Here is a 15550-nt window from a genome sequence, read left to right as displayed (position 1 = left end):
TGTTTTCGACGGTCGTGAAAATCTCGCTATATCGCAGCCCGGCCGCTCCGGCCGCCGCCAGCCCGAGGGAGATCACCCATGAAGCTCGCCACCGTGGCCCACGAAGGCCGCACTACGGCCGCCGTCCTCGACGGCGACCGCTGGCGGGCGCTGCCGGCCGATGACCTCTCCGCGCTGCTGGCGACCACCGCACCGGAACGTGTCTCGGGCCTCGCGGGGCCCGAACTGCCCGGCGCCATCCCGGTGTTGCCGCTGCCGTCGCCGCGGAAGGTCGTGTGCTGCGGGCTCAATTACGCGGACCACATCACGGAGATGGGCCGCGAGCTGCCCGCCCACCCCACGCTCTTCGCCAAGTACGCCGACACCCTGACCGGCCCCGAGGACGACCTCGTCCTGCCGCACGGCCTGGACGTGGACTGGGAGGCGGAGCTGGCGGTCGTCGTCGGGGCCGAGCTGAGCGGGGCGGACCGGGACACGGCCGGGCGGGCGATCGCCGGGTACACAGTCGCGAACGACATCAGCGTGCGGGACTGGCAGAAGCGCACGCTCCAGTGGTTCCAGGGCAAGGCCTGGGACCGCACCACCCCGCTCGGGCCGGTGGTCGTCACCCCCGACGAACTGGACCCGGTCGCGGGCGTCGAGGTGATCTGCCGGGTCAACGGCGTCGAGCGGCAGCGCGGCAACACGCGCACGCTGGTGTTCGACGCGGCCGATCTGCTCGCCTATGTCTCCACCTTCACGGTGCTGCGTCCCGGCGACCTCGTGCTCACCGGCACCCCCGGCGGTGTGGGGTCGGGCATGATCCCGCCGGTCCATCTGGCCGACGGCGATCTCGTCGAGACCGAGATCCCCGGCATCGGCACCCTCCGCAACCGTCTCCGTCTCACCGACTCCAGGAGCTGATCATGGAACCCGATTTCTCCAAGTACGTCCTAGAGGGCGACAACTCGGTCTACGCCAACGAGTCCGGCCTTGTCGTACCGGTCGTGACCCGCGCCGGTCTGGAGGTCGGTGCCACCGGCCAGTCCGCCGGCGCGAGCCGGATCTCCGGGGTCTCCGTCCAGCACACGCCGGCCACGAAGCTGTGGTTCGGGAAGGTGAGCAACGAGTCGGGGTACCGATCCGTCCCCCACCACCACGGCGAGGCCGAGACCGGTGGCTATGTCCTCTCGGGCCGGGCCCGGATCTACTTCGGCGAGCGGTTCGAGGACTACCTCGACCTGTCGGAGGGCGACTGGGTGTTCGTCCCGCCGTTCATGCCGCACGTCGAGTGCAATCTCGACCGGAACAACCCGCTGACCTGGATGACGACCCGCACCCCGGAGAACATCGTGGTCAACCTGGAACAGGTGGCCGACGCCGACCTGCGCGACTGGCTGGACCGGCCGTGACCGACTCCCGATCCACCAGCACCGGCGCCGACGTCCGCTCCGACCCGACCTCGGCGACCTTCACCGACGCGATCGCGCTGACCCCCGTCGAGCCCGAGCACTTCGACCTCGCCTTCACCGCGACCACCCAGCCCTGCCCATGGCCGAAGGCGTACGGCGGCGACATGGTGGCCCAGGCCACGGCCGCCGCGATGCGCTCGGTCGAGGGCAAGACCCTGCACTCGATGCACTCCTACTTCCTGCGGCCGGTCGACATCGGCGCTGAGGTCCGCTACGAGGTGGAGCTGCTCCGTGACGGCCGGGGCTACGCCACCCGGCAGGTCCGCGGCTTCCAGAACAGCAAGCCCGTCTACACCTGCCTCGCCAACTTCGCCGCGGGCGAGCCGGGAGCGACCTTCGCCGCCGAACCCCCCGTCGGCGTACCTGAACCCACCGAACTGCCCAGCTCGGCCTCGTACTTGCGCGACACCGCAGCGCCCCGGGGCACGATGACCGATACCTCCGAGGAGTACTGGAGCGGCGGCCGCAGCTTCGACATGCGGCACGTGCCCGGGCCCGTCTACCTCACGGTCGAGGGTGAGCGCGTGCCCCAACAGGCCGTGTGGGTAAGACCGTTCGACACGCTGCGCCCCGTCGAGGGCCTGACCGACGAGCAGCGCGACCTCGCCGCGCTCGCCTACGTCTGCGACTACACGATCCTCGAACCGGTCCTACGCGTGCTGGACCTGCCGTGGGCGCTGCCGGGACTGGTCACCGCCAGCCTCGACCACGCGATGTGGTTCCACCGGCCCGGCCCCATGGACGAGTGGCTCCTCTACGCCCAGGAGGCCGTCGCCGCCGACGCCGGTCGCGGCCTCGCCGTCGGCCGTTTCTTCACCACGACCGGTACGCACGTGGCCACCGTCGTTCAGGAAGGCCTGATCCGCAGCTCCTGATTCCCGCACGGCCCACCCTCAACCTGCGGAAAGGAACCTCCCGATGGACCACAAGGATCACCCGGACCCGATGGGCCTCGCGCCCTCCGCCTATCCGGACACGTTCGCCCGCGACCACCTTCCACCCCGCGACCTGTGGCCGGTACTGGAGTTCACCACCGACGAACTCCAGTACCCGGAGCGCCTGAACGCCGGCACCGAACTGATCGACGTCCCCACCGCCGCCTTCGGCCCCGACCGTCCGGCCCTGCGCACGCCGGACGGCGAGGTGTGGACCTACGGCGAACTGCTGTGCCGCGCCAACCAGATCGCCCACGTCCTCACCGAGGACCTCGGCCTGGTCCCCGGCAACCGGGTCCTTCTCCGCGCCCCCAACAACCCGTGGATCGTGGCGTGTTGGCTCGGCGTCCTCAAGGCCGGCGGCATCGTCGTCACCACCATGGCGGCGCTGCGGGCCCGCGAGCTGACCCCCGTGGTGGAGAAGACCCGCCCGGCCGTCGCCCTGGTCGACCACCGGTTCATCGCGGACGTCGAGGCCGTACGCGACGCCGTACTGCCGGACCTCAGGATCGTGGCGTACGGCGGCGACACGCCCGACGACCTGACGCGCCAAGTGGCCGCGAAACCGGCGGAGTTCAGCGCGGTCGACACCGCCGCCGACGACGTCGCCCTCTTCGGACCCACTTCGGGCAGCACCGGCGTACCGAAGATCACCACGCACTTCCACCGGGACATCCTGTCGATCGACAACACCTTCGGCCGGCACACACTCCGGCTGCGGCCCGACGATCTCGTGTCGTGCACGGCGCCGCTCGCGTTCACGTTCGGGCTCGGCATCCTCGTCGTCTGCGCGCTGCGGGCCGGGGCGTGCGCGCTGCTGACGGAGGCCGTCGCGCCGGAGCCGCTGGCCGAGCTGGTCGCCGAGGCGGGGGTCACCGTACTGGCGACCGCGCCGACGGCGTACCGGCAGATCCTCAAGGCCGGGAAGGCGGACAGGCTGCACGGTCTGCGCGGTGCGGTGAGCGCCGGGGAGCACATACCGGAAGAGGTGTGGCAGCAGCTCCACGAGGAGACCGGCATCAAGGTCATCGACGGCATCGGCGCCACCGAGATGATCCACATCTTCATCTCCGCCGCCGGTGACGACATCCGGCCCGGCTCGACCGGCAGGCCGGTCCCCGGATACCGGGCCACCATCCTCGACCTGGACGGCGAGGAGGTCGGCCCCGGTGTCGAGGGGCGGCTGGCCGTGATCGGCCCGGTCGGCTGCCGCTATCTCGACGACCGGCGGCAGGAGAACTACGTGGTGCGCGGCTGGAACGTCACGGGCGACACCTTCGTCCGCGACGAGGACGGCTACTTCTACTACCGCACCCGCACCGACAACATGATCGTGTCCTCCGGCTACAACATCGGCGGTCCCGAGGTCGAGTCCGCGGTCAACACCCACCCGGACGTCGTCGAGTCCGCGGTGGTCGCCAAGCCGGACCCCGAGCGCGGCTCGGTCGTGTGCGCCTTCGTCGTGCTCCGCGAGGGGGTCGTCGGCGACGACGCCAAGGTCAAGGACATCCAGGATCACGTCAAGGCTCAGCTGGCGCCCTACAAGTACCCGCGTGCGGTGCGGTTCTGCGACGAGCTGCCCCGCAACACCAGCGGAAAGCTCCAGCACTTCCTGCTGCGCCGGATCGTCGAGAAGGAGAACCAGGCATGAGGATCGCGATCGTGGGCGGCGGGCCGGGCGGTCTGTATCTCGCCGCGCTGATGAAGCAGTTGGACCCCGGTCACGAGATCACCGTGTGGGAGCGCAACGCCCCCGACGACACCTTCGGCTTCGGCGTGGTCTTCTCCGACGAGACCCTCGGGGGCATCGAGAACGCGGACACCGTCGTCCACGACGCCATGGAGAGCCGGTTCGCCCGGTGGACCGACATCGACATCGAGTTCAACGGCCACCCCTTCACGGTCGGCGGCCAGGGCTTCGCGGCGATGGCCCGCAAGGACCTGCTGCACATCCTCCAGGACCGGGCCGCCGAACTGGGCGTCACCGTGCACTACCGGACCCTCGCCCCGGACGTCGACGAACTCCGCAGGTCCTACGACCTGGTGGTCGCGGCGGACGGCATCAACTCGGCCGTACGCACCAAGTACGCCGACGCCTTCGTCCCCTCCCTCGACCAACGCACGAACAAATACATGTGGCTGGGCACCGACCGGGTCTTCGAGGCCTTCCAATTCCTCGTCAAGCAGACCGAGTTCGGGACCATGCAGATCCACGGCTACCCCTACTCCGACGCCGGCTCGACCTTCATCGTCGAGATGGCCGAGGATGTGTGGCGCAAGGCAGGCCTCGACGCGACGGAGGGCACCCAGTTCCCGCCCGGCGTCAGCGACGAGGAGTCGATCGCCCGCATCCGCGAGATCTTCGCCGGGGAACTCGCCGGCCACAAACTCCTGACCAACAACTCCCGTTGGCTCAATTTCACGACGGTCCGCAACGAGCGCTGGCACCACCACAACGTGGTCCTGCTCGGCGACGCCGCCCACACCGCCCACTTCTCGATCGGCTCCGGCACCAAACTGGCCATGGAGGACGCCCTCGCCCTCGCCGCCTGCCTGCACGAACACCCCACCGTGGACGAGGCGTTGACGGCGTACGAGACCGAGCGCCGCCCGGTGGTGGAGTCCACCCAGCGTGCCGCCCAGGCCTCGCTGGAGTGGTTCGAGAACATCGGCCGCTACGCCGGGCAGGATCCCGCGCAGTTCTGCTTCAACCTGCTCACCCGCTCCCGCCGGATCACCTTCGACAACCTCAAGGACCGCGACCCGGGCTTCGCCGACCTGATCAAACGCGGCTTCGCCGAGTCCCAGGGCCTGGCCGAGTCCGCCCCGGCGATGTTCCAGCCGTTCACCATCGGCGGCCTGGAGCTGAAGAACCGGATCATCGTCTCCCCCATGGACATGTACTCCGCCGCCGACGGCGTGCCGGACGACTTCCATGTCGTCCACCTCGGCTCCAAGGCGCTCGGCGGCGCCGGTCTGGTCATGACGGAGATGGTCTGCGTCTCCCCCGAGGGGCGCATCACCCCGGGCTGCACGGGCCTGTGGAACGACACACAGCGCGACGCGTGGGCGCGGGTCACCTCGTTCGTCCACGACCGCAGCACCGCGAAGGTCGGCCTCCAACTCGGCCACTCGGGCCGCAAGGGCTCGACCCGCCTCATGTGGGAGGGCATGGACCAGCCGCTCGAAGAGGACAACTGGGAGGTCGTAGGCCCGTCCGCCCTGCCGTACGGCACCGGCTGCCATGTGCCGCGCGAGATGACCCGGGCCGACATGGACGCGGTCGTCGCCGACTTCGTCTCCGCCGCCCGGCGCGGCGCCGACGCGGGCTTCGACCTGCTGGAGGTGCACGCGGCCCACGGCTACCTCCTCTCCTCCTTCCTCTCCCCCATCGCCAACCACCGCACCGACGAGTACGGCGGCGACCTGCCGAACCGGCTGCGCTTCCCGCTGGAGGTCTTCGACGCCGTACGGTCCGCCTTCCCCGCCGACCGCCCGGTGACCGTCCGGATCTCCGCCACCGACTGGGCCCCCGACGGGAACACCGAGCACGACGCGGTCGAGATCGCACGGGCCTTCGTCGCCCATGGCGCGGCGGCCGTCGACGTGTCGTCCGGTCAGGTCACCAAGGACGAGAAGCCTGCCTACGGCCGCTCGTACCAGACCCCGTTCGCCGACCGGATCCGGCACGAGGTCGCCGCTCCGGCGGGCGCGGCCGTGATCGCCGTAGGAGCGATCTCGTCGTACGACGACGTCAACTCGATCCTGCTGGCCGGCCGCGCCGACCTGTGCGCGCTCGGCCGCACCCACCTCTACAACCCGCAGTGGACCCTTCAGGCCGCCGCCGAGCAGGAGTACCGGGGCCCGGGTGCCGACTGGCCGACGCAGTTCGCGGCCGGCCGCCGCAAGCCGCCCACATCGCGGACGGACGCGGTCCGCCCGCGTCTCGCGCTGCTTCGGGACACTCCGCGGGACGCCGTGCACCTGCGGTGGACTCCCGGCCGGGCGCCGGAATGAGCGGCCCCTACGGCGTCCACCGGGCCCGGGTGGAGTGGATCGACACGGACGCGGCCGGGATCTACCACAACACCACGGTCGTCCGGTTCGCCGAGGCGGCGGAGGCCGAGCTGATGCGCGCGTACGACATCCCGGGCTACTTCCCGGTGGCCCCCCGGGTGCGCTACGAGGTGGAGTTCGAGGCGTCCATCCGCTTCGGCGAGGAGGTCGAGACGCGGGTCGAACTGATCCGTCTCGGCCGGTCCTCGATGACCTTCGGCTTCGAGGTGTGGCGCGACACCTCCGGCGAGAGGCCGCGCCTGCGTGCCGCCCGGGGCAGCTATGTCACCGTGCACGTCCCCGACAAGGAGACCGGCGGCAGCGCGCCCTGGCCGGCCGCGTGGCGCGCGGCGCTGGGTGCGGCCGATGTCTCCGAAGCGCACTGAAATACTACGATCGTGACGGCAAGCGACCTCGTTGACGACAGCCCGGGCCAGCCCGCACCGCCGCGATCCCTGATCGTGACGGTGTACGGCCTCTACGCGCGCGAGGTCGGCGGCTGGATCAGTGTCAGCACCCTGATCCGGCTGCTCGCCGAACTCGACGTCGACGCCCCGGCCGTCCGCTCGTCGATCTCCCGGCTCAAGCGCCGCGAGATCCTGGTGGCCGAGCGCCGGGACGGCCGCGCGGGCTACGCGCTCTCGCCGTACGCCCGTGCGGTCCTGGAGACCGGTGACCGGCGCATCTTCGAACGCAACGACGCCACCGACGAGGGCTGGGTCGTCGCCGTGTTCTCCGTGCCGGAGAGCGAACGGCAGCACCGCCACCAACTCCGTTCACGACTGGCCTGGTTGGGCTTCGGCACGGTCTCGTCCGGGGTCTGGATCGCCCCGGCCCACGCACTCGACGACACCCGCGACCACCTGCTCCGGCACGGCCTGGACCAGTACGTCGACCTGTTCCGCGCCGACTACGTGGCCTTCGGTGACCCCGCCGAACAGGTGGGCCGCTGGTGGGACTTGGACGCGCTCCAGAAGCTCTACGACGATTTCGTCGCCGAGTTCACGCCGATGGCGGCGCGCTGGACCGAAACCGGGAAGCAGCAGGACGCGTTCGTCGACTACGTCCACGTCCTGACCGCCTGGCGCCGACTGCCCTACCTCGACCCGGGCCTGCCCGGCACCCTCCTCCCCGCCACCTGGTCCGGCACCACCGCGGCGGACCTCTTCTCCACCCTGCGCCAGGCCCTGGCGGCACCGGCGCACGAGTTCGCCCGACGCCTGCTGGACGAATCCCCTTGATCCGGCGGTGAGTTCACGCGCTCACTTGCCGAACGCCTGCCGGAACTCGTTGACGGTCCCGGCGGACGCCGCGTTCGCGCCGCACATCGGGACGACGCCGTCCTTGGCAGCCACGATGTAGCGCTCACCGTTCAGGAACGTCAGCCTCTCCGGCTGGTCCGTGCCGCTGTCGAGCACGACCGTCTCCGTGCCACCGCCCTTGAGCCAGTACTCGACATGGAAGGTGACCATCTGCCCCTTGATGGAGGTGACCGTTCCCGCGAAGAGGGTCGGGTACGGGCGCAGTGTGTCGGGGCTGGGCTCCGCGCACTTCGCGTTGGCGGAGCCGCTCGCGGTGGTGAGAGTCAGGGGGCCGGCCGAGGTCGAGTGACCGTTGTCGTCGTTCGCCATGATTCCTCCGGCGATACCGCCGCCGAGCATCAACAGGGCGGCAGCCGCCGCGAGTCCGAGGAGACGGCGGCGTCCCTGTCCCGCCACCGTCTTCGCGGGGCGGGTCGGGCTGTCGGCGGCGGTCGCCGACGGGAGTGCGGTAGCGGTGTTCAAGGTGGCCTCCACAAGACGGTCGACGTCGGGCAGCGGAGCGTTCGGGGTCAGTGCGGGGTCCGCGGACTTCAGCAGCGCCAGCAGCTCGTCGTCGTTCACTGACTGCTCCTTCCTTCATCACTCTTGTGTCCGGCGTGTTCGGCATCCTTTCGCCCCAACTGTGCGGCGAGTTTCCTCTTCGCCCGGTGGAGCCGGATGCTCACCGCGTTGGGCGTCATCCCGGTCGCCTCCGCGATCTGACGCGGCGCCAGCCCCTCCCACGCCCACAGGCGCACCACCTCACGGTCCTGCTCCGCGAGGGCGTCGAGCGCGGCATGCAGTTCGCCGTGATCGGCGGCATCGGCGGGAGCCCGCTCCTGCGCCCGGCCCAGCCGCTCCACCAACCGGAGCCTGCGTCCGTCGGCACGGCGGGCGTTCGCCAGACAGCCACGCGCCACCCCGTAGCACCACGGCAACACGTCATCGGGATCAGGACCGGGCCCCGAACCGGACATGGAGCCTGTTCCGAGCCCGGGGACATCGTCGATACGACGCCACAGCACCAGCATCGTCTCCGACAGGACGTCCTCGACCAGGTCGACGCCCGTCCGTCGCAGCAGGTACCGGTGCAGCGGCTCCACCACCACGTGCGCCAGGCTTTCGAAGCGCGCGCGCCGCATCCGGCTCGCTTCCTGTTCCGTCATGGATTCCACAACCCGTACTGTCCGGCACCGGCCGGTTCCTTTCCGCACCACATCTTGTTTCACGCTACACGTAAGTGCATAATGCCGTTATGCATAAGCGGGTTATGGATCCGACGTCCTCCGAGACCTCGTCGGAGGACCTGATCATCGCCGTAGAACGGATGGTCCGCTACGTCCGCCAGAGCGCCGTCACCGGCGGCTTGAGCATGGCCGCCTCCGCCGTCCTCGGACGCCTGGGCCGTGAGGGCCCGTGCCGCCTCACCGATCTGGCCCGGGCCGAGGGCGTCTCCCAGCCGAACATGACCCAGCTCGTCACGCGGCTGGAGCGCGCGGACCTGGTGCGGCGCACCGCGGACCGGAGCGACGGCCGGGGCGTCCTGGTGGAGGTGACCGACACGGGTCTTGAGGTCTCCCGGCAGCGGCGCGCGGAACGCGCCCACGCCCTGCACCTGCTCATCGAGGAGTTGACCGGTCCGGAACAGCGGGCGGTGCGGGTAGCCCTCCCGGCCCTGGCCAGAGCGATCGACACCCAGGAGGACAAGCACACATGAGCGCACCACACGGAACTGCCGCCAGCCCGTTCCGGCAGCCCAAGGCCGTCTGGGCCGTCGCGTTCGCCTGCGTCATCTCCTTCATGGGGATCGGGCTCGTCGACCCGATCCTGCCCGCCCTCGCCGACAGCCTGCACGCCACGCCGAGCCAGGTCTCCCTGCTGTTCAGCAGCTATCTGATCGTGACGGCGGTGGCGATGCTGTTCGTGGGCTGGTTCTCCAGCCGCTTCGGCGCCAAGCGCACCCTCGTCATAGGCCTCGCGGTCATCGTGGTCTTCGCCGCGCTGGCCGGCACGTCCGGCTCCATCAACGGCATCGTCGGCTTCCGCGCGGGCTGGGGCCTGGGCAACGCTCTGTTCATCGCCACGTCGTTGGCCGTCATCGTGGCCTCGGCCAGCGGCGGATTCGGTGGCGCGATCATCCTGTACGAGACCGCGCTGGGTCTCGGCATCGCCGTAGGACCGCTGCTCGGCGGCGAGTTGGGCGGCATCAGCTGGCGCGGCCCGTTCTTCGGCGTCGCGGTCCTCATGACCGTCGCGCTCGTCGCCACCGCCCTGTTCGTGCCGAGCCTTCCCAAGCCGGAACGTGTCACCTCGCCCCTCGCACCCCTGAAGGCGCTGCGCCATCGCGGACTGCTGACGATGGGCATCATGGCCCTGCTCTACAACTGGGGCTTCTTCACCATGCTGGGCTACGCGCCCTATCCCATGGAACTGAGCGCCCATCAACTCGGCCTCGTCTTCACCGGCTGGGGCCTGCTCGTCGCCGCCTTCAGCGTCTTCTTCGCCCCACGCCTACAGGCCCGTTACGGCACCGCGCCCGTCCTCTACGCCAACCTGGCGGGCCTCTCCGTCGTGATGGCCGTGATCGCCGCGGGCGTCGCCACGCCGACCGTGGTCATCGTGGCGGTCATCGTCTCCGGAGCCTTCATCGGCATCAACAACACCCTGACCACCCAGGCCGTCATGCTCGTCTCGCCGGTGGAACGGCCCGTGGCTTCCTCCGCGTACGGCTTCCTGCGCTTCATCGGCGGCGGCCTGGCCCCGTACGTGGCCGGCAAACTCGCCGACGCGACCGACCTGAGCGTCCCCTTCTACCTCGGCGCCGTCACCTTCCTGCTCGCCATCCCGGTCCTCGCCAGCGGCCACCGCCTGCTCCGCGAGGCCGAACAGGGCGTCGGCGAGGGCGAGTCCGTCACCCCCGCCCTCATCCCCGTCGGCAAGGTCCCGAGCGGGAGCACCTCACCGGTCATCGTCGCCGTCGCCGCCCATGACCGGGCCCCCGCCATCGTCGACGCGGCGGCCCGGCTCGCCCGCGACACGCAGAGCCCGCTGGAGGTCGTGCACGTCCAACTGACCGCCGTGGTCGAAGAACAGGCCGCCGACACCGAAACACCCGACCAGGCCCGCGCCGCCGTGACCGCCCACCTCGACCGCCTCGCCCGGCAGGGCATCGCGGCGACCGGTCAGATCCTCACCACGGTCGGCGACCACGCCGCAGCCGGCCGCGTACTGGCCCGCCACGCCACCGACACGGACGCCCGCGTCGTCGCCGTCGGCCGCTCACCGCACGGCCCCCTCACCCAGTTCGCGGAAGGCAGCCTCACCACCGCCCTCACCCACGCGGCCACCTGCACGGTCGTCCTCGTCGACCCCGACAGGACACCTCGTCCCCTCACGTCCGCGACACTGCCGGCGCTGCGCGACGGCGGGGCCTGAGCGTCCCTCGCCGTAGGGCGAAGTCTGTGTTTTCCGGCATGTGCGAGACGGACATCATCCGTACGATCCGGGCGGCAGGTACATCAACGTGGCGCAGGGCGCTGAAGCGGACCTTCGTGAATTGATCAGGGCCCGCAGGGCCGAACTGGATGTGCAGGCAGAGAAGTTGAGCCAGCAGGTGCCGCAGAAACCGCGACGTGCTGGAGGAACTTGCTGTCGCCGACGGGTTCGCGCGTCGGCCGGTCGAGCAGGCGCGCGCCGAGGCCGCTCGGCCGGCGGCTTGCCGCGGGCCGAGCGGGTCGCCGCGCCGTGCGGTACTGGCGGTACCGCAACGCGAGCGGGACGTGGACGAGACGGTTCTGCCCGTGGACTACAAGTCGCGCGGTGGGCCCTGGACATCCGCGCTCGGTGGCGGCGGCCCGATCCAGTTCGATCCCTGCGTATCCAGCCGCTTGCCGTAGTCCTCGCCGGGCAGCGGTTCCGTGCGCTCGGGGCCTGCCCGCAACCCGTCCAACAGCAACCTCAGATAGCGCCGCCACAGCTCCGGCTGTCCACTTCGCTCGGTCACCGCGGCCAGCATCTGCTGGACCACGACCAGGTCCCAGGGCTCCGCGTCCGCGCGTAGAACGCCCTGCTCCTTGGCTCGCTCGACCACGAGATCGACGTTCCGCCTGATCTGTTCCCGGTGTCGCAGCCCGGCCGGCACCGCACGGTCGCTGTGGAGCACGACCTCGCGCAGGCCACGGTCGAGCGCCTGCAGTTCGGCCACGCGCTCCAGACTGACCGTCAACCCGCGCCAGGCGTCACCGTCCTCCGCGCCCTCCCGGGTGGCTTCCTCGACGCGGGCGAACATGTCGTCGACCAACTCGTCGATCAGAGCCTGCTTGTTCGGGAAGTGGCGATAGGCCGTCCCCACGCCGAGCCCGGCATGGCGGGCGACATCGTCCAGGGTCGCCTTCAGGCCGTGATCACGGAACACCTCTCGGGCGGCGGCGAGGAGCTTGCCGCGGTTCGCCTCGCGGTCGCGCCGCGGCCTGGGTGCACGCGCCTCGCCGGTCGCGCCGGATGCGGAGGGAGTCGCCACGCAGGGATCTCACTTTCATCAGAGGCGGTGATCGTTCCGGCCATCGTATGACCGCACCCCCCACCCCAACCGGAGATTGAATCTCCGCTTTGTGTTACGGTGCCGCTCAGCGAAACGGAGATGCAATCTCCGGATTCACCTTCACACGGACACGGCAGCGGCAGGAGAAGACTCGATGCATGGACACGACGCGATTACGGGCCACGACCAGGGGAAGCATGGGCGACGGCCTCGACACCCGAGGCGGATCGCCGCCCTGGCCGCGGTCACCCTGGTGGCCGGTCTCGGCCTGACCGGCTGCGGGTCGGACGACAATGCGGCCGGATCGTCCGCCACGTCGGCATCGGCATCGGCGTCGGCCTCCGCCTGTCCGACATCCACCCCGGGAGGCACCGGAGGGACAGCATCGAGTGGCGCCTCCACCGGCACGCCCGGCGGCATGCCGTCCAGCGGCTCGGACGGCGGGGGCCTGAAAATCGTCGAGGCCAAGACGATCAAGAAGACCGACAACAGCACGAGCACGGTGATCGACCCCGACGGTCCGGCGATCACCTGTGACACGTCGGCGGTCACGACGACCGACGACATCACGTACTCCTCACCGACCACCCACGGCAAGAAGACCGACCTGAAGCTCGACATCCAGATACCCAAGTCCTCGGGCAAGAAGCCGCTGGTGGTCTACCTGACCGGCGGCGAATGGGTCCTGGCGGAACGGACCGGCAACCTCGACCAGCGCACATACATCGCCGACCAGGGTTACGCGGTCGCCAGTGTGCAGTACCGCACCACGGCCAGCGGTGCCACCTACAAGGACGCCCTCGCGGACGTCAAGTCCGCCATCCGATACCTGCGCGCCAACGCCGACACCTACGGGATCGACACGGACCACGTTTACGTTTGGGGCCAGTCGGCGGGCGGATACCTGGCGGCCATGACCGGTGTCACCAACGGCGACAAGGCGTACGACGTCGGCGACCACCTCGACCAGAGCAGCAAGGTCCAGGGCGTGGTGGACGAGTTCGGTCCCGCCAACCTGTCGGAGATCGCCTCCGACTACGACCAGGTCGCCAAGGACAGCAACTACGCCGCGGGCAACTCGGCCGCGCAATGGGTCTACGGCCCCGGGACGACGAAGTCCATCAAGACGTACACCAGCCAGGTGGCCGCCGCCGACCCGGCCACCCGCATCTCCTCCTCGACGCCGCCCTTCCTTCTCCTGCACGGCAGCGCCGACCCTCTGGTCTCACCCAGCCAGACGCTGAACCTGTTCACGGCCCTCAAGGACAAGGGCGTCGACGCCAAGCGCGTCGTACTCACCGGCGCAGGCCACGGTGACCTGAGCATCCCGACCAACTCCGGCGCCTCACCGAGCACTTCCTCCGGCGCCGAGGCTTCGTCCGACGGCGCCGCGAAGCCCTGGTCCACCAAGAAGACGATGGGCTACATCACGAACTTCCTCGCAGGGCACACCGGTTAAACGCGGGCCGGCGCAGGAGCAGGCCTGCGGGCCGCCACAGGGCGAAGGCCAGGCCGAGACCGAGCGGGATCTGCGGGAACCGCTGGATCACCGGCGGCCCCGGCTTGCCCCCGCCTGAGCGGGGCAGCGCCCTGTGGATCGACGGTGACCGTGTATGACGTCATCCCATTTGGATCAGTAGCTTGCCGGTCGTGGTTTCCGCGGTCCCGCGGTAGCCGGGCCCGCCGCCGAACAGCCGCAGCGCCGCGTCCAGGAATCTTCCCCGGCACTCGGCCTGCCGCTATTCGGCCGACTTGCCGCCGTAACCGCCGGTCGGCGCTCTGGGGCCTGCCCGTCACTGGCCCTGCCTCGTCGGCCCGTGCCCCCCGCCGCCAATTTTGTCGTGCACGGAGTCTTGTGGCGTAGGGCGCCTCGAACTTACTTTCCAGTAAGTCAATCTGAACGCAACGGTGTTCAGTCTCGGGCGGCCCTTCCGCCCTGCCCCCACGCCTTCAGCCACCCAGAGGAGAGAGCAGCATGCCTGCCTTCAGATCGAGGCACCTTTGCTCCGTAGCCGCCGCCCTCATCCTGATCGTCGCCGCCCCGGCGACCGCCGCCACCGCCGCCGACGCCTCGACCGCCGCCGCCCTGCGCGAGGTCCTCTTCGTCGGCAACAACTGGGACGGCACCGCCGACGTCGTCAAGTCCAGCGGTGACTTCGCCAAGGTCGGCCGGATCAACGTGATCCCCGACAAGGCCGCCCGGATGGCGGAGATCAACGCTGACCCGATCAAGTGGATCTACTTCATGGCCATCCGCAACGGGGTCGGCGAGGGCCACGACCAGTTCGCGGACGACATGTACACCACGCCGGACGGCGCGTCGGTGGTCGTCTCGCGGCCGAGCTTCGCCGACGTCGTCTCCATCGACCTGGCCACCGGGAACATCAACTGGCGTTTCCCGGTGTCCGGTTACCGTTCGGACCACATGGCCGTCTCACCCGACGGGAAGCGGGTCGCGGTCTCGGCGTCGACCTCGAACACCGTACACGTCCTGGACATCGTCACCGGTAAGCAGCTCGGGTCGTTCGCGACCGGCGACAAGCCGCACGAGAACATCTTCACCAAAGACGGCAAGTACATCTACAACATGGCGATCGGCGACGTGAACACCTCGCAGGACGCCCCGTGGCAGGACTTCACCAAGGGCGACCGGCACATCACCGTCGTCGACGCGACCACCTACAAGCAAGTCAAGATCATCGACATGCGACAGCGGCTGGACGCCATCGGACTCACGGACTACTCGGACGCCGTGCGCCCGGCGGTGTTCTCGCCGGACGAGTCCAAGCTGTACTTCCAGGTCTCGTTCTTCAACGGCTTCTTCGAGTACGACCTCGCCTCGGACCGGATCACCCGGACGAAGACCCTGCCGAAGAACCCGGCGACCAGCGACGACCGCACCACGTTCGTCAACGACTCGCGCCACCACGGCCTCTCGATGAGCCCGGACGGGGCGAAGCTGTGCGTGGCCGGCACGATGGACGACTACGCGACGGTGGTCGACCGGGCCACGCTCCAGGAGGGCCCCCTGGTCAGCGCCTCCAAGCCCTACTGGGCCACGGTCAGCGGCGACGGCAAGGACTGCGTCATCTCCGAGAGCGGCGCCGACCAGATCACCGCGATCGATTTCGCCACCGGACAGAAGGTCCTCTCCGTGCCGGTGGGCGACCATCCGCAGCGGATCCGGCTCGGCCATGTAGCGGCGGACTGGACCGGCACCGGCAGCTGACGACCGCCCGGCACGACAGGACACGCCAGGGCACGGCG

14 protein-coding genes and 1 pseudogene are annotated in these 15550 nt (G+C 69.8%); 11 read left to right on the top strand and 4 right to left on the bottom strand.

Features of this window, described 5'->3' with window-relative positions; all coding sequences use genetic code 11:
• Positions 1–78 precede the first annotated feature (78 nt).
• From AB0M63_RS26990 to AB0M63_RS26960, 7 genes are all read left to right on the top strand, one after another.
• Complete coding sequence (locus AB0M63_RS26990) at positions 79–903, top strand: fumarylacetoacetate hydrolase family protein (protein WP_355908848.1); 825 nt, start codon at positions 79–81, stop codon at positions 901–903.
• A 2-nt stretch (positions 904–905) separates the two neighbouring features.
• On the top strand, positions 906–1391 hold the full coding sequence (locus AB0M63_RS26985; protein WP_355908845.1) for a cupin domain-containing protein: 486 nt from the start codon (positions 906–908) through the stop codon (positions 1389–1391).
• Positions 1388–2326, top strand: coding sequence for an acyl-CoA thioesterase domain-containing protein (locus tag AB0M63_RS26980; protein WP_366021212.1), 939 nt, complete (start codon positions 1388–1390; stop codon positions 2324–2326). Before AB0M63_RS26985 ends, AB0M63_RS26980 begins: the two co-directional genes overlap by 4 nt.
• A 70-nt stretch (positions 2327–2396) precedes the next feature.
• On the top strand, positions 2397–4037 hold the full coding sequence (locus AB0M63_RS26975) for an AMP-binding protein (RefSeq protein WP_366021318.1): 1641 nt from the start codon (positions 2397–2399) through the stop codon (positions 4035–4037).
• Positions 4034–6403, top strand: a complete 2370-nt coding sequence (locus AB0M63_RS26970) for a bifunctional salicylyl-CoA 5-hydroxylase/oxidoreductase (RefSeq protein WP_366021211.1) — start codon at positions 4034–4036, stop codon at positions 6401–6403. Before AB0M63_RS26975 ends, AB0M63_RS26970 begins: the two co-directional genes overlap by 4 nt.
• A complete protein-coding gene (locus AB0M63_RS26965) occupies positions 6400–6828 on the top strand; it encodes an acyl-CoA thioesterase (protein ID WP_355908836.1) in 429 nt (142 codons plus the stop codon). Before AB0M63_RS26970 ends, AB0M63_RS26965 begins: the two co-directional genes overlap by 4 nt.
• 12 nt (positions 6829–6840) lie before the next feature.
• A complete protein-coding gene (locus AB0M63_RS26960; protein ID WP_366021210.1) occupies positions 6841–7683 on the top strand; it encodes a PaaX family transcriptional regulator C-terminal domain-containing protein in 843 nt (280 codons plus the stop codon).
• A 21-nt stretch (positions 7684–7704) separates the two neighbouring features.
• Here the strand turns inward: AB0M63_RS26960 and AB0M63_RS26955 are convergent, their stop codons facing one another.
• Positions 7705–8325 carry a hypothetical protein gene (locus tag AB0M63_RS26955; protein ID WP_366021209.1) on the bottom strand — a complete coding sequence of 207 codons (621 nt, stop codon included), beginning with the start codon at positions 8323–8325 and terminating at the stop codon, positions 7705–7707.
• Positions 8322–8909: a sigma-70 family RNA polymerase sigma factor gene (locus AB0M63_RS26950; RefSeq protein WP_366021317.1), complete on the bottom strand. Its 588-nt coding sequence runs from the start codon at positions 8907–8909 to the stop codon at positions 8322–8324. The genes AB0M63_RS26955 and AB0M63_RS26950 overlap by 4 nt, the downstream gene beginning before the upstream one ends.
• Positions 8910–8998: 89 nt before the next feature.
• On the opposite strand from AB0M63_RS26950, the gene AB0M63_RS26945 reads away from it, so the two are divergent.
• Positions 8999–9460, top strand: a complete 462-nt coding sequence (locus AB0M63_RS26945) for a MarR family transcriptional regulator (protein ID WP_355908825.1) — start codon at positions 8999–9001, stop codon at positions 9458–9460.
• Complete coding sequence (locus tag AB0M63_RS26940; RefSeq protein WP_366021208.1) at positions 9457–11178, top strand: MFS transporter; 1722 nt, start codon at positions 9457–9459, stop codon at positions 11176–11178. Before AB0M63_RS26945 ends, AB0M63_RS26940 begins: the two co-directional genes overlap by 4 nt.
• Before the next feature lie 370 nt (positions 11179–11548).
• On the opposite strand, the gene AB0M63_RS26935 is transcribed toward AB0M63_RS26940, so the two are convergent.
• Positions 11549–12262, bottom strand: coding sequence for a TetR/AcrR family transcriptional regulator (locus tag AB0M63_RS26935; RefSeq protein ID WP_366021207.1), 714 nt, complete (start codon positions 12260–12262; stop codon positions 11549–11551).
• A gap of 439 nt (positions 12263–12701) precedes the next feature.
• On the opposite strand from AB0M63_RS26935, the gene AB0M63_RS26930 reads away from it, so the two are divergent.
• The gene (locus AB0M63_RS26930) at positions 12702–13742 is read left to right on the top strand and encodes an alpha/beta hydrolase (protein WP_366021206.1); all 1041 of its coding nucleotides are present in this window, start codon (positions 12702–12704) and stop codon (positions 13740–13742) included.
• Positions 13743–13944: 202 nt separating this feature from the next.
• Here AB0M63_RS26930 and AB0M63_RS26925 read toward each other — a convergent pair.
• Positions 13945–14064: pseudogene (locus AB0M63_RS26925) on the bottom strand (TetR/AcrR family transcriptional regulator); the annotation flags it as partial.
• Between the two features lie 194 nt (positions 14065–14258).
• On the opposite strand from AB0M63_RS26925, the gene AB0M63_RS26920 reads away from it, so the two are divergent.
• Complete coding sequence (locus AB0M63_RS26920; protein WP_355908813.1) at positions 14259–15512, top strand: YncE family protein; 1254 nt, start codon at positions 14259–14261, stop codon at positions 15510–15512.
• The last annotated feature ends 38 nt before the right edge of the window (positions 15513–15550 follow it).

The organism is Streptomyces sp. NPDC051576 (assembly GCF_040681835.1).
Classification (GTDB): Bacteria; Actinomycetota; Actinomycetes; order Streptomycetales; family Streptomycetaceae; genus Streptomyces.
Note: the sequence above shows the minus strand (reverse complement) of the source record. Positions and strands in the feature narration are given on the sequence as shown.

Excerpts from the sequence above, each read along its gene's own strand:
- AB0M63_RS26990 (WP_355908848.1), top strand. The coding sequence starts at position 79 with ATGAAGCTCGCCACCGTGGCCCACGAAGGCCGCACTACGGCCGCCGTC.
- AB0M63_RS26985 (WP_355908845.1), top strand. The coding sequence starts at position 906 with ATGGAACCCGATTTCTCCAAGTACGTCCTAGAGGGCGACAACTCGGTC.
- AB0M63_RS26975 (WP_366021318.1), top strand. The coding sequence starts at position 2,397 with ATGGGCCTCGCGCCCTCCGCCTATCCGGACACGTTCGCCCGCGACCAC.
- AB0M63_RS26970 (WP_366021211.1), top strand. The coding sequence starts at position 4,034 with ATGAGGATCGCGATCGTGGGCGGCGGGCCGGGCGGTCTGTATCTCGCC.
- AB0M63_RS26965 (WP_355908836.1), top strand. The coding sequence starts at position 6,400 with ATGAGCGGCCCCTACGGCGTCCACCGGGCCCGGGTGGAGTGGATCGAC.
- AB0M63_RS26950 (WP_366021317.1), bottom strand. The coding sequence starts at position 8,909 with ATGACGGAACAGGAAGCGAGCCGGATGCGGCGCGCGCGCTTCGAAAGC.
- AB0M63_RS26945 (WP_355908825.1), top strand. The coding sequence starts at position 8,999 with ATGCATAAGCGGGTTATGGATCCGACGTCCTCCGAGACCTCGTCGGAG.
- AB0M63_RS26940 (WP_366021208.1), top strand. The coding sequence starts at position 9,457 with ATGAGCGCACCACACGGAACTGCCGCCAGCCCGTTCCGGCAGCCCAAG.
- AB0M63_RS26930 (WP_366021206.1), top strand. The coding sequence starts at position 12,702 with ATGCCGTCCAGCGGCTCGGACGGCGGGGGCCTGAAAATCGTCGAGGCC.
- AB0M63_RS26920 (WP_355908813.1), top strand. The coding sequence starts at position 14,259 with ATGCCTGCCTTCAGATCGAGGCACCTTTGCTCCGTAGCCGCCGCCCTC.